Origin of the sequence: Rhizobium sp. HT1-10 (assembly GCF_049472505.1) — a bacterium.
GTDB lineage: Bacteria > Pseudomonadota > Alphaproteobacteria > Rhizobiales > Rhizobiaceae > Rhizobium.
Window position 1 is genome coordinate 1 of the sequence record NZ_JBCEBQ010000023.1, and the last position, 12,470, is coordinate 12,470.

The 12,470-nt window shown below is 59.7% G+C and carries 15 protein-coding genes and 1 pseudogene; 4 read left to right on the forward strand and 12 right to left on the reverse strand.

The window, feature by feature from the left end; all coding sequences use genetic code 11:
- On the reverse strand, nt 1-423 hold a 423-nt coding region (locus VH564_RS25400), incomplete at its 3' end, for a LysR family transcriptional regulator (RefSeq protein WP_423342621.1).
- 113 nt (nt 424-536) lie between these two features.
- Between VH564_RS25400 and VH564_RS25405 the strand changes: the two genes are divergently transcribed.
- Nucleotides 537-1,289, forward strand: coding sequence for an SDR family NAD(P)-dependent oxidoreductase (locus VH564_RS25405; protein WP_423342622.1), 753 nt, complete (start codon nt 537-539; stop codon nt 1,287-1,289).
- A gap of 72 nt (nt 1,290-1,361) precedes the next feature.
- Nucleotides 1,362-1,778, forward strand: coding sequence for a nuclear transport factor 2 family protein (locus VH564_RS25410; protein WP_423342623.1), 417 nt, complete (start codon nt 1,362-1,364; stop codon nt 1,776-1,778).
- 285 nt (nt 1,779-2,063) lie between these two features.
- On the opposite strand, the gene VH564_RS25415 is transcribed toward VH564_RS25410, so the two are convergent.
- The 10 genes from VH564_RS25415 to hmpA form a co-directional block, all read right to left on the reverse strand.
- Nucleotides 2,064-2,855 (reverse strand): c-type cytochrome, encoded by a 792-nt coding sequence (locus VH564_RS25415; RefSeq protein WP_423342624.1) that lies wholly within the window; start codon nt 2,853-2,855, stop codon nt 2,064-2,066.
- Nucleotides 2,852-4,477, reverse strand: a complete 1,626-nt coding sequence (locus tag VH564_RS25420) for a b(o/a)3-type cytochrome-c oxidase subunit 1 (protein ID WP_423342625.1) — start codon at nt 4,475-4,477, stop codon at nt 2,852-2,854. Before VH564_RS25420 ends, VH564_RS25415 begins: the two co-directional genes overlap by 4 nt.
- Nucleotides 4,467-5,027, reverse strand: coding sequence for a cytochrome C oxidase subunit II (locus VH564_RS25425; protein WP_423342626.1), 561 nt, complete (start codon nt 5,025-5,027; stop codon nt 4,467-4,469). The genes VH564_RS25420 and VH564_RS25425 overlap by 11 nt, the downstream gene beginning before the upstream one ends.
- Nucleotides 5,024-5,197, reverse strand: coding sequence for a hypothetical protein (locus tag VH564_RS25430; RefSeq protein WP_423342627.1), 174 nt, complete (start codon nt 5,195-5,197; stop codon nt 5,024-5,026). The genes VH564_RS25425 and VH564_RS25430 overlap by 4 nt, the downstream gene beginning before the upstream one ends.
- A gap of 7 nt (nt 5,198-5,204) precedes the next feature.
- Nucleotides 5,205-6,464, reverse strand: coding sequence for a cytochrome c (locus VH564_RS25435; RefSeq protein ID WP_423342628.1), 1,260 nt, complete (start codon nt 6,462-6,464; stop codon nt 5,205-5,207).
- A 2-nt stretch (nt 6,465-6,466) separates the two neighbouring features.
- Nucleotides 6,467-7,159: a c-type cytochrome gene (locus VH564_RS25440; protein WP_423342635.1), complete on the reverse strand. Its 693-nt coding sequence runs from the start codon at nt 7,157-7,159 to the stop codon at nt 6,467-6,469.
- A 106-nt stretch (nt 7,160-7,265) separates the two neighbouring features.
- Nucleotides 7,266-8,144, reverse strand: a complete 879-nt coding sequence (locus tag VH564_RS25445) for a helix-turn-helix domain-containing protein (RefSeq protein ID WP_423342629.1) — start codon at nt 8,142-8,144, stop codon at nt 7,266-7,268.
- Nucleotides 8,141-9,118, reverse strand: coding sequence for a helix-turn-helix domain-containing protein (locus tag VH564_RS25450; protein ID WP_423342630.1), 978 nt, complete (start codon nt 9,116-9,118; stop codon nt 8,141-8,143). The genes VH564_RS25445 and VH564_RS25450 overlap by 4 nt, the downstream gene beginning before the upstream one ends.
- Before the next feature lie 185 nt (nt 9,119-9,303).
- Nucleotides 9,304-9,774, reverse strand: a complete 471-nt coding sequence (locus VH564_RS25455) for an RrF2 family transcriptional regulator (RefSeq protein ID WP_423342631.1) — start codon at nt 9,772-9,774, stop codon at nt 9,304-9,306.
- A gap of 80 nt (nt 9,775-9,854) precedes the next feature.
- A complete protein-coding gene (gene hmpA / locus VH564_RS25460) occupies nt 9,855-11,063 on the reverse strand; it encodes an NO-inducible flavohemoprotein (RefSeq protein WP_423342632.1) in 1,209 nt (402 codons plus the stop codon).
- Between the two features lie 240 nt (nt 11,064-11,303).
- Here hmpA and VH564_RS25465 point away from each other — a divergent pair, with 240 nt between their 5' ends.
- Together VH564_RS25465 and VH564_RS25470 are read left to right on the forward strand one after the other, a co-directional pair.
- Entirely contained in the window at nt 11,304-11,546 is a 243-nt protein-coding gene (locus VH564_RS25465) for a hexameric tyrosine-coordinated heme protein (RefSeq protein ID WP_423342633.1), read from the forward strand.
- 13 nt (nt 11,547-11,559) lie between these two features.
- Nucleotides 11,560-11,982, forward strand: coding sequence for a cupin domain-containing protein (locus VH564_RS25470; RefSeq protein ID WP_423342634.1), 423 nt, complete (start codon nt 11,560-11,562; stop codon nt 11,980-11,982).
- Nucleotides 11,983-11,991: 9 nt separating this feature from the next.
- On the opposite strand, the pseudogene VH564_RS25475 reads toward VH564_RS25470, so the two are convergent.
- A pseudogene (locus VH564_RS25475) lies at nt 11,992-12,470 on the reverse strand (substrate binding domain-containing protein); the annotation flags it as partial.

Genomic DNA, 12,470 nt, shown 5'->3' on the forward strand with positions numbered 1-12,470 from the left:
GAGATCAATGCGTTCCTCGATCAGGTCCACCGACCGGTCGGTTGCCATCAGCTGGAGCCGCACTTTCGGAAAGCGTAACAGGAAGGATGACATCAGTGCCGAAATGGGCGCAACCATCCCGGTTGGGCAACTGAAACGGATGCGGCCATGCGGTTCCGCCTGCGCCTGCGCGACCAGCGCTTCCGCCTGTTCGGCTTCCGCAAGTATTGCTCTGCATCGCTGGTAAAATGCCTGGCCAGTGTCAGTCACCCGGAAGCGGCGGCTTGACCGCTCGATCAATCGCAAGCCCAGCCGGTCCTCAAGGCCGGCAATCCTTCGACTAAGTTTAGACTTCGGCTCACGCAGGGCCCGTCCTGCGGCGGCAAAGCCGCCATGAGCGACGACTTCGGCGAAATAGGCGTAATCGTTCAGATCAATCCGCATCCAGCGTTCCTCCTATGGAACGGTACGTGTCAAACTCGGCGACTACAAGCCTCATCGTTCATCTTCCACATTCGAAAGTAACGGCGCTACGCCGGTTTTGAAGGAGAAAGACGATGACGAACAGGTTCAACAACAAGGTCGTGGTGGTGACGGGTGGATCCAGCGGTATCGGCCTCGCCGCGGCGAAAGCCTTTGCAGCAGAGGGTGCTTCGGTGTTTATCACCGGCCGCCGGCAGGAGGCATTGGATGCCGCCGTGAAGCAGATCGGCGGCCGCGTGACGGCAGTGCGGGGCGATATGGCTGATCTCGCCGACATCGACAGGCTTTACGACGCCGTCCAACAGAAGCACGCACAGATCGATGTGCTGTTCGCCAATGCCGGTGGCGGCGAAATGGTCGCGCTCGGTGCGATCACCGAGGAGCATTATCAGCGCACGTTCGACACCAACGTGAAGGGCGTCCTGTTCACGGTTCAGAAGGCGCTACCGCTTTTGAAGGACGGTGCCTCCGTCATCCTGACGAGTTCTACCACCAGCATTTCTGGCACACCGGCCTTTAGCGTCTATTCGGCGACCAAGGCCGCGGTGCGTAACTTCGCCCGCAACTGGATGCTCGACCTGAAGGAACGCCACATCCGCGTCAACGCGATCAGCCCTGGCGTCACGGACACCGCCGGCCTGGACGAATTGTTCGGTGGTGGCACGCAGGCCCAGGGCACAAGGGACTATCTCGCCAGCCTGATTCCTGCCGGTCGGGTCGGCCAGCCGGAAGAGATCGCCAAGTCCGTGCTGTTCCTTGCCTCCGATGACGCGAGCTTCGTCAACGGTATCGAACTCTTCGTCGATGGCGGCCAGGCTCAAATCTGAAGTCCCACATGTCGCCTGGAACCTTGGCGCAATGTCGTGGCCGAGGTCGGCGTCTTCTCAAGGAAAGATGTCATGATACAGTCTAATGAATCCGCGGAGCGTATCCGCGAGTTGCTTGACCGGAACCTCCAGGAGGTCTTCGGCGAAGGCGACAACGACCGCCGGCGTGCCGCGATCGGCGAACTCTGGGCAGGGGACGGCGTCCTCTACGTTCCTCCCGGTGCAATCATCGGCCACGATGCGATCGACAAGTTCGCTGGCGACCTAAGAGCCACGCATCCGCACTATGTCTACACACCACATGGCAAGCCGCAGGTGCTCCATAACGCCGGACGGATGGCTTGGGGTTCGGGGCCGCGCGGCGAAGCGCCTGAATATACCGGCTGGGACGTGATCACCGTCCGCGATGGCAAGATTACAGCGCTGTACGTCTTTCTCGACGAGACCTCGGATGAGTTTCGCCGGGCCAGCGGCAAAACTGCGAGCTGAGTTGCTCTCCTGAGCCAGCAGGCCTGCCGGGCGAAGACGGCTTGAGCGACCGCGATACTGGGACTGACGGGGTCGGCCCAACCGGCCTCTCATCGACGCCCGGCCTTCCGCATGCAGAAGAAAACGCACCCTAAGGTGGCGCGAGCAAAATCCCTTGCTAGCGTCTTCCGCCTTGAAGGGATTGTAACCGACGACCCGCTATTTCGTCCGTTTGTGACACTATCAAGCTTCCCAGCACATAACTTAACATCGAACATCGCTAAGCTTCAACCGTTCCCACGGTGTCTAATGCAAGGATGCATAGTAGCGCGCAGCTTCGGCGATCTCCTCTGGCGTCATCCCACGGGCAATATTGCGCATCTGCTGGCTGTTATCATTGCGTCTGCTGCCTGAAGCGAGGGCTTCCAGTTGTGCCGCGATATAGGCGGCTGGTTGACCGCCGATCCAAGGCGTGCCCATCTTGTTTTCGATGTCCCCATGGCACGAGCCGCACGGTGCGATGCCGCGCATTGGCGCACCGCTGACGACAATCCGCGGGGCGGGTGCACCATCTGCAGGCTGTTGCTCCGGCAGACGTGGAAGATAGGCATAGTAAGCGGCGAGATCATGCATGTCCTGCTCGCCCATGCCGGCAGTAAAAGGGCTCATCGTGGCGTTCACCCTCGCTCCGGTCTTGAAGTCCTGCAGTTGCTTGTAGATAGCGACGGCATATTGGCCAGCCAAGTTTGGCGAGTCTGCCCGGCTTATACCGGTCGGTCCGTGGCAGATCGCGCATTTCTGTGCGAGCGTCGCGCCGCGACCGATGGATGACGCCGGCGGTTGGCTGAGCGCGGCGATATCGAATTTGGCGGTCGAAACAGTGAAGGATGGCGATACTATCGCCGTTGCCGAACGTCGAACCGGAAATCCAGCGGCGTTGCATATCTGGTCCCACAGGGTGCCGAGGCGGCTATCCGGCTCCGCATAAGGCAGCAGCACAAAGCCCATCATCACGGATGCTAGGAATATGGCAACCGTGGCGCCAACGCTTGTGGTGAACCAGCGGTTCGCAAAACTGAAAAGCCGATCCTCGCTCATTTCTGCACCCCGACATAGACGGCCGGCACCGAGGTGTCCTGCCGGAAAGCAAGCTGCAGGATCGGGAAGCCGTAGTTGGTGATGGTCAGGCCGATCATCAGTAGAACCCAAAGCGAATGGGTATTCAGCGCCACGGGCACGCGCACCGGCGGATGGACGGCGACGCTGAAGTGATACTCGCCGACATCGCCAAGAGGGGCACGATGTCCGCGGACGAGCACGACGAAGAACAGCACCGCCGAAATCACCAGAATGAATCCGCCAAAGGCTGAAAGGATCACTGGTATCGCTTGATCCGCGATGGCAGGATCGGTGTAGTCGTAGAAGGCCATTCGCCGCGGCATGCCAAGAATGCCGACATAATGCCAGGGAAACGTCGTGATGATCATGCCGATGAACCAGAGCCACAGCTGCGTCCGCATCAACGACAGAGTGACGATCGGCCGCCCGGTCAAGTGAGGCCAGAGGTCATAGGCGATGACGAAGTACATGATGACGATCGCGCCGCCGAAGATCAGATGGAAATGCCCGGTGATCCATTGCGTATTGTGGATGGAAGAGTCCAGCTGATAGCTCATGTTGATCAGGCCGCCCGCCCCGCCGAAACCGAGCATGATGAAGGAGAACGCGATGGCCAGCATCGTCGGGTTCTTCCAAGGGAGAGCCACTAGCCACCCGAACGCCCCACGTCCACCGCGCAGACGTCCGGCGATTTCGACCGAAGCGCAAATGGTGAACACCGTCAGCAGCGTGGGCAATGCGACGATTGCAGTGAAGGCCGAATGGACGAACTTGAAGCCCGCCCCGACTTGAGGGTCGGCGAAAGTGTGGTGGATGCCGATCGGCATGGCGACGACGAGAAACAGCACGAAGGATATCCGCGCCATGGAGTCGCTGTACAACCTGCCGCCGATCGCTCTGGGCACGATGGTGTAATAGGCGATGTAGGTCGGCACGAGCCAGAAATAGACGATGGCGTGAAGTGTCCAGGAGAAGAATACGCGCGCAAGCCCCGCGTCGATCGTCGACTTCAGGCCAAGGGCTACCGGAATGATCTGCAGCAGCAATTCCAATGCCGCGCCGACAGCCGTCCAGCCCCAGAGGTAGGACCCCGCGACGTTTGCATACATGGCGAGCGGCACCGGAGCGCCGGGGTTGGCGCGCTTCCAGACCATGAGGTTGATCGACATCAGCGCGACCCAAATCCATGATCCGACGACGACGAGGACAACGCCGATGTAATAGAACGCACTGCCGATCATCGGCGGGTAGAAGGTGTAGAGAACCGATGCCCAGCCCAGCGAGACGGGAATCATCGCCACGACGGCACCGATGACGATCAGCCAAAACCCTGCCCAGGCCCAACGTCTGCCGACCAGGTTCTGCTTCAACGCACTTTCGGTGATCGCATAGCCGAAGCCCATCGCGACCAGCGTTGGGAAAACGTAGCCCATAACGGTGCCGTGGGCGGTCACCGAGCGATAATACCATTCCGGATTGCCGATCCAGGCCGCAAGCGGACTGCGGATGAACATCTGCCAGGCGCCGAGCAGCAGTGCCAGACCGAACACTGAAAATGCCAGCCAGAAATGCGCGAGAATGAGCTTTCTGCTATTTAACACAGCTCATCCTCCGCCGACTGGCCGCCATCGCCATGAACTGTTGCTTGTCGATCACCTTCACCTTGGCCCACATGCCTTCGTGTCCAACGCTGCAGAACTCCTGACACGGCATCAGATGGTCGCCCGCCCGATCGAACCGCGTGGACAGCTGCGAGACATAGCCCGGTACCAGCATGGCGTTGACGTTTGTCTGCTCGATGAGCAGTCCGTGGACAACATCGGCGCTTGTCCCGCGGATGGTGACCTTGGTGTCGGTGGGGACCAGAATGCAGGACGGCGTGAAGGAATATTGCTGGCCGACGACGCGCACCGTCACCGATCCGTCAGGTTCAACGGCGCTTCCAAGGTTGGTCTCGACAAACTCGCCGGACATATGCAGCGTCACGGGATCGATGGTCTCGACCTGCGCCTGAGGCATCGTCGCCTGATGGACGCCCGCATAGGCCGCCATTCCCGTCAGGAAGACGACGATGAGGATGGAAATCACCGCCCATCTTCGCTCAATTCTTTCCGCGACCTTGGCGCTAGCCGAATGGGTCTCGGTGCTCATTGGATGGCACCTCTCGGCAGGAAGACGAGGAAATAGAACAACAGCCACATCGCCACCACGACCGCCGTGGCGATGCCGGCGACGACGATCGCGCCGTGCGGGCCGCTCGCGACGATATCGTCGACTCTCTCCTCTGTTGCTTCCGGTCCGCTTTCTGGGGTGTTGATCATCGATGCCTCATTGCAAGGGAACAGAGCGCAGCTGGTTGGCTTCGGCGGCGCTGATCGGTGTCCCGGTGTTCCCCCAAGCCGTGCGGATGTAGCTGACGACAGCGGCAACCTCGTCGTCGGAAAGCGTGACGGAGAATGGTGGCATTCCATGGGGCATCGGGTTGCCGAATGTGCCGGGTGGATAGCCGCCGTTCAGCACCATGCGGATGGCATTGACGGCCGAGCCCATCTGGATCGACTGATTGCCTGCGAGGAGCGGATAGTCCGGCGGGCGACCCTCGCCGTTTGCGCCATGGCAGCTCGAACAGTGGTTGTCATAGACCGACTTGCCAAGGCTGATCAGCAGACTGCTTTCCGCATGTGGTATCTGCGAGACCGGCAGATCGGGGCTGTCCTGCGCGATGCACTTCAGATAGACTGCCATCGCCTGCGTGTCCTCGTCCGTCAAATACTGAAGGCTGTTGTAGACGACGTCGGCCATCGGCCCGTAGACCGCGCCGCGGTTGGAAATGCCCTTCTGCAGCAGGTCGGTGATGTCTTTGATGCTCCAGTCACCGAGGCCTGCCTCCTTGTTTGAGGTGAGCGACGGCGCGTACCAATATTGCATCGGGATCAGGCCGCCCTGAAACGCCTGGGACTGCGAATTGCCGCCAAGCGCGTTGATCGGCGTATGGCACATTCCGCAATGCCCCAACCCTTCGACGAGGTAGGCGCCGCGGTTCCACTCGTCCGACTTCGAGCTGTCTGTCTTGAAGGTTCCCTCCTTGAAAAACAACGTTCGCCATCCAAGGATTAGAGAGCGGTTGTTATAGGGGAACTGCAGATCGTGCGGCGTATCCCTGCGCGCCACGGGTTCGATGGTGCGGAGATAGGCGTAGATCGCGTCGCTGTCCTCGCGGGTCACTTTCGTGTAGGAGCCAAATGGCATGGCTGGATACAGGAGGCCGCCATCCGGAAAACGGCCCTCGTGCATGGTACGATAAAAATCGTCGGCGCTCCACTTGCCGATCCCCGTGCCGGCATCGGGCGTGATGTTCGACGTGTACAGCGTTCCAAACGGGGTCGGCATTGCCCTGCCCCCTGCAAACACTTGCCCCTCAGGGGCCGTATGACACGCGACGCAATCGCCTGCACGAGCCAGGTATTCGCCACGTTTGATCAGGCTGGCGTCGGCTGCCGAAGCCGCGGTGGGACCAAAAATGAGAGCACTCGCGATCCCGCCGAAAATGCAAATCGATCTGGCTATTCTGCGGAATGTGTTGTCCATGGTCAGTTCCCTCCCCGCGGCTGGCTGCCGCAGGCAAGTGGAAGCGTGAAGCTCCCCTTGGGGGCAGGGACGGGTTCCGCAGGCGCCGGTTGCGCCGAAAGCCAGGCCGCTACCGCTGTGACGTCGGATTCCGTCAAATGTCCTGCGACAACCTGCATACAGTCGGGCGCGATCGCCGTTCGCGTACCGTATCGCCATCCACCCAGCTGGGCGCTGACATAGGAGGAGCGAAGGCCGAGCAGACCAGGTATACCCGGCTCCTGCCCGGTGAGCAGCGTGCCATGACAGCTCGCACACGCCGGAACGCCGTGATCGGCGTCGCCGCTGTTGACGAGTTCGTCACCTCGCTTCAGAATCTCGGCGCTGACATCGGAGGGCGTCTTTTCGGGCAAAGGCGGGCGCTGCGCGGCAAAATACTCCGCCATCTGCTTCAGGTAGGGATCGGGCAGAAATTGCAGCAGATAGTTCATCGGCGGATACTTCCGCCGCCCGCTGTGAAAGGCGAGCAGCTGGTTGTAAAGGTAGCCGGCCGGCTTGCCCGACAGTCTCGGAAAATAGGGGTCGTTCGTGCCTCGGCCCTCGACGCCGTGGCACGGTGTACAGGCCTGCACGCGGTCTGCCATGCCGGCTACCGACACGTCCGCAGCCGCGGCGGAGGTGGCCACGACGAGTACGGATGCTGTCAGTCCCCATATTCTTAGCCGCACTGCGATCGCCCCCGATGCCGTCCAGAATTAAAACCAGTACACCTCAACCATACGCTGTCAACAGAAAGCCTTTCGCGCGGAGCCCGCCGTATCCTCATATTGAAGACCGGTATTTCGTCGGGCTCGCCCCGGTTACCCGGCTGAACACTCTCGAAAAATGTGCCTGATCCGAGAACCCGCAGAAGGCCGCGATTTCCGCGAAACCCATCTCGGCGGATTCGATCAGATATTTTGCCTGCTCCACCCGCTGAACCGTCAGCCACCGGTGGGGCGGAAGACCTGTAGTGTTGCGGAATGCCTTGGAGAAATGGCTGACGGAAAGACCGCACTCGGCCGCGAGCGCGTGAAGAGAGACCGTGTTGTCGAAAGAAGCGAGCATGACTTCCTTTGCGCGCCTTTCCTGAAGTGGCGCCAGCTTCGCCGGACCCTCGCGGAACGTGACCCTGCCGTATTTGAAGACGACATGGGCACAAACCGCGTTCAGGATGTGCTCGAGAAAGAGACTGCTGGCCGCTCTCGACACATCCGTCGCCGAATGGAGTGCCTGCCCGAGCATGCTCATGACGGGATCATGCACAGCCTGCCCGAGCTGATATTCGAGGTCGGAGATCACCTTGCCGGAATGTTCGGCTGCGACTGCATTGATCGCCTTGAACGGCAGATAGAACTGGAAGGAGTGATACGGCCCGTTGATCAGCACGCTCGGGTCACGCCTGAGGTCGTAGAATGCCGTTTGGCCACTCGAGAACTTCGGCGTCTTCACAGATCGCTTGTCGAACCACAGTTCATGATCGGAGTTGGCGATCTGCCAACCGACAAGCATCGCATCGTCATAGGCGACGGCCGGCGATGGGTCCGTTGTCGGCACGTCCGAAAGCAACTCCGTGACCCCGAGCATTCCGCGCTGGAGCGAGTAGCTGAGGTTTCGCCTCAGCCCGTCGAGATCGACCGGACGCGTAATGTCCTCGCTCATGAGCCCTGCCCTTCCAGGGAGAGAGCTTGAGGCACATCCGAAACGGCGAACGCGTTGCCACTTCTGCTCCGCCCGGTGTTCCGTCGCCAGACGCCCGGAGTCACTCCGGCGATCTGGGTGAAAACCCGCGTGAAATGGCTTTGATCGGCAAAGCCACAGAGCGAGCCGACCTCGCCAAGACTGCTTTCGCTCCTGCTCAACAAATCCTTGGCAAGCTCGATACGCCTGACCTGCATGTAGCTGTGAGGCGAGCTGCCGACCGAATGGCGAAAGGCACGGCAGAAATGGCGGTGAGACAGCTCGCATTCGCGCGCCAGCTCGGCGACCGTCATTCCACTGTTCAGACGCGCATGGATGAGGTCCTTCGCCCGCTTCTCCTGCCAGGGAGCGAGCCCTCCTCGGATAGGACGACTTTCTGGAACGAGGCCGCCATAGGCGTGGGCAAGATGGGTCGCAAGGGCGAGGCTCGCATGATCGACGCAAAGACGACCTACGACCGCCGGCTGCGAGAAGGACAAGCTCATGGTGCCGATCAGGTTCCGGATCGTTTCGTCCCACATACCTTTTCCATGTGGGTGTTTGAGATTGTTGATGCGTGATGCCTCGGAACTATCCGCCACCTCATCAAGAACCAACCTCGGAAGGTAGAAGTTCATCGTGTGAAATGGCTTGTCGACCAGAAAGCTCGGACAGAGCTTCAGGTCCTGGATCGTGATCTGCCCGGCCTCGATATGGCTTGCGGGAGCGTCGCGGTTCGTCTCCCAGACACGAAATCCCGGATTGCTCGCAAGATGCAGCGTCACGAGAAACGCATCGTCGTCGGGAAGCGGCTTGGTTATAAACCGCGAGGGCTGATCCGAACGCAGTTCGGTAAGCGCTAGTGTAGCCTTGCGCGGCGTGAGTGAGACCACGACCGGCGCAAATTTGACCCTGAAGCTCGATCCTAGTCGATTTCCAAACGCACCCTCAGTCATGCAGCCCCCAGACGAACCGTCGGACACGCTTGCCGATACCCCGCCGGAACCATACAACTCGGGCCGAAAACGACAATCCTCAATCATAGAGAACCGGCGTCACCGGTTGCAAAATGTCCCGATGGATCAAAAAGCGTTGTTTCGTTCAAATACGATGGCGGCGCATTCGCACCGCATCGTCGATTTCAGTGTGCGGGCGACGAAGGGAGATGAAGACCCTCGTCGAACCCCAACAGCTCACGGAGCGGCATCTTCGGCTGGACGAGATCGGCAAGCGTGTATTCGTCGAGAGTGGCAAGAAACGCCGATGCGGCTGCAGCCAGCGCCCGTTTCAGGACACAGGCAGGCTGGATGGCACAGACGATGGTGCTGCTTTTCTCGAAGCACGGCACCAGGGCGAAATCCGGCTCGCACGCGCGGACGATTTCGCCGACCGTGATGGTTTCCGAGGCTCTGCCGAGCCGCATGCCGCCTTGGCGTCCGCGAACCGTATCCAGGAGGCCTTTCTGTCCAAGCTCGTGGGTGATCTTCATCAGGTGGGCTTTGGATATCTGATAGGCATCGGCGATCTCCGAGATCGTCGATAATTTTTCGGTGTTCAGCCCAAGATACATCATCAATCGCAGCGCGTAGTCGGAATAGACGGTCAATCGCATGTCACTGTCCCTGCAAAATCGCCTGCCTTATATCGATATCGCCGGGCGGCCGCCATGGCCGCCCGGATTTGCGATTGTATTCAAGCGTTCAATCCATCTGCGGGACCGAAGAATTCGTAGTGAATCATGTCTGCTGCTACACCCGCGTCGGCCAGCCCATTTACGAAGGCAGCAAGGAACGGCTTGGGGCCACACAGATAGAAATCCGCGTCGTCGATCGGCGTGTTGAGTGCCAGCCAGTCGACGGTGACGTATCCTTCGTGATCATAGTGTTCGCCCTTCAAGTCCGTTTCATGGGGATCGCGGTAGAATACCGCTGCGCTGAGGTTCGGCTTGTCGGCACTGAGGTTCCTGATGTGGTCGCCCATGGCATGGACCCGACCATTTTGCGCCGCATGAACATAGTGCACGGAGACCTTGGTGTCGGAGCCGGCGATGGATTCGAACATGCTGACCATCGGTGTCAGCCCGACGCCGCCGCTTAGTAGGACGATTGGCCTTTGCGGGTCGTCTGCGAGGTAAAAGTCTCCGGTCGGCGGTGCCACCTGGAGGATCGAGCCCTCGATTGCGACGTCATGCAGGAAATTGGAGACCAGCCCCAGCGGCTCCCTCTTGACGGATATCCGATAGGTCTCGCCATTCGGCGAAGATGAAATGCTGTAGTTCCGCTTCTGCGGGCCAAGCCCGTCGATCGGTATACGGAAGGTGAGATACTGGCCGGGCTTGTGAAGCACGACCGGCAGACCGTCGATCGGTCGCAAGACGAACGACGTGATGACATCGCTTTCGCGGACCTTCGCCTCGATACGGAATTCCCGCCAGCCGATCCAGCCGCCATCTGCCGCCTGCAATTCCGCGTAGACGACTTTTTCACGACCGATCAGGATGTTGGCCAGAAACCAGAAGGCCTCGCCCCAGGCATCAAGGATCGACGGCGTCGCTGCATCGCCGAGCACATCCTTGATGGCCGCGAGCAGTGCTTGCGCGACATAGGGATAGTGTTCCGGCTTAATGCTCAGGCCCACATGCTTCTGGGAAATGCGTTCGACGGCAGTTGCAAGGACGCCCAGGTTGTCGATATTCTGCGCATAGGCAAGGATCGCCTGGGCAAGGGCCTTTGTCTGCCGCCCGCCTTCACCATGATTGGATTGATTGAACAGTTCGCGAATTTCCTGATCCGCAAACAGCCTTTCATACATCGCCGCGGTAATGGCCGTGCCGTGCGCCTGGAGCGCAGGGACTGTGGCCCGAACGATGGCTTTGGTCGCCTCGCTAAGAGTGTTCGACATCGGTCTTTCTCCTTTTCTGATTGATCGATGACCAAGAACTAGTCCTTTAAACATATATCTACAATATATCTTTAAGCGGTGAGCGGACGTTGCGCTGTTCTGTCACAGGCCGCGATAGCGCCCGACGCAAGCAGGATGCCGCCATCGAATATGGCCATTTTGTCCAACGGCTGGCCCCATCGGCAAATAACGCCGCGTGCCGGTGCGTTAGGCTGCGCCTTTCGCAATGGAGAAAAGCACATGACCGAGCCTTGGCTTCTGACGCTGATTACGCCTTCCCCGCAGGCTGGATGGGACCTTGCCGTGAAACTATCGAGGATGGGCGTGAAGGTGACGCAGCCCTCCGATGCGATCCGCACGAAGTTGCGGACGATCTACGAAAACGATGCCGATAGCTTGATCGCCACGTCCCAAGTCGTCGCCCTCAACTTCCAGACAGTCGCCGCGGCGAACGATCATTGGCGCACTTCGGCAGCGGTTTAGGGGGAAAAAATCGATGCTGATCAACGATATCCTTAGAGCCGCGTCCTTGGTCGCAATGATCTCGTTGGCATCTCAGGCCGGCGCTCAGACCCTTGGCCCCGGCGAACACGTCAAGCCGGTCTTCCAGCAGAAGCTGCCGAACGTTCCTGGAAAAAGCATGATAGCCGTGATCGTGACTTACGATCCGGGCGGCAAATCGCCGCCGCATCATCACGCGGGATCCGCCTTCATCTATGCCCAAGTGCTTTCGGGGTCGATACGCAGCAAGGTCGATGACGCGCCTGCTCGGATCTACAAGACGGGCGAGAACTTCTATGAGGCTCCCGGCTCCAAGCACGGCATCAGCGAAAACGCGAGCAAGAAAGTCCCCGCCAGCCTGCTTGCCGTCTTCGTTGTCGATACCGACGACGACAAGCTGACGGTGCCGGACAATTGAACTTCCTGGTCAGGTCATCCACTTCCGATGTTCCGCGAAACGATCCGCCAGCAGATCGATAAAGAGGCGAACCTTGGTTGGCAGATGACTGCGGTTGGGATAGACGGCATTAATAGTGAACTCGACCGCATTCACGTCAGGCATCATCCGGACAAGCCGCCCCGCAGCGAGATCGTCGAAGACAACGCAGCTCGGCGCCAGAAACACGCCCCGCCCTGTCACCGCCAGGTGTCGGAGCGTCTCGGCGCTGTTTGATACTACGTTTCCTGAAATCTTGACGCTCTGTTGACCTCCGTCGGGCCCTTCGAAACGCCATTCCTCTCCGTAAGGGTAATAGGAAGACAATTGTGTCCCGCTAGATTGGCCGGACTTTCAGGCGCCGCATGCGTCTCCAGATAGGACGGCGAACAGGTGAGAATGTGACGCCAGGGCGTTAGCTTCCTGACAACGAGGCTTGAATCCGGCGGCGGTATGGTTCTGATCATCAG

Excerpts from the sequence above, each read along its gene's own strand:
- VH564_RS25430 (WP_423342627.1), bottom strand. The coding sequence starts at position 5,197 with ATGATCAACACCCCAGAAAGCGGACCGGAAGCAACAGAGGAGAGAGTC.
- VH564_RS25410 (WP_423342623.1), top strand. The coding sequence starts at position 1,362 with ATGATACAGTCTAATGAATCCGCGGAGCGTATCCGCGAGTTGCTTGAC.
- VH564_RS25405 (WP_423342622.1), top strand. The coding sequence starts at position 537 with ATGACGAACAGGTTCAACAACAAGGTCGTGGTGGTGACGGGTGGATCC.
- VH564_RS25465 (WP_423342633.1), top strand. The coding sequence starts at position 11,304 with ATGACCGAGCCTTGGCTTCTGACGCTGATTACGCCTTCCCCGCAGGCT.
- VH564_RS25470 (WP_423342634.1), top strand. The coding sequence starts at position 11,560 with ATGCTGATCAACGATATCCTTAGAGCCGCGTCCTTGGTCGCAATGATC.
- hmpA (WP_423342632.1), bottom strand. The coding sequence starts at position 11,063 with ATGTCGAACACTCTTAGCGAGGCGACCAAAGCCATCGTTCGGGCCACA.
- VH564_RS25455 (WP_423342631.1), bottom strand. The coding sequence starts at position 9,774 with ATGCGATTGACCGTCTATTCCGACTACGCGCTGCGATTGATGATGTAT.
- VH564_RS25450 (WP_423342630.1), bottom strand. The coding sequence starts at position 9,118 with ATGACTGAGGGTGCGTTTGGAAATCGACTAGGATCGAGCTTCAGGGTC.
- VH564_RS25425 (WP_423342626.1), bottom strand. The coding sequence starts at position 5,027 with ATGAGCACCGAGACCCATTCGGCTAGCGCCAAGGTCGCGGAAAGAATT.
- VH564_RS25415 (WP_423342624.1), bottom strand. The coding sequence starts at position 2,855 with ATGAGCGAGGATCGGCTTTTCAGTTTTGCGAACCGCTGGTTCACCACA.
- VH564_RS25445 (WP_423342629.1), bottom strand. The coding sequence starts at position 8,144 with ATGAGCGAGGACATTACGCGTCCGGTCGATCTCGACGGGCTGAGGCGA.
- VH564_RS25435 (WP_423342628.1), bottom strand. The coding sequence starts at position 6,464 with ATGGACAACACATTCCGCAGAATAGCCAGATCGATTTGCATTTTCGGC.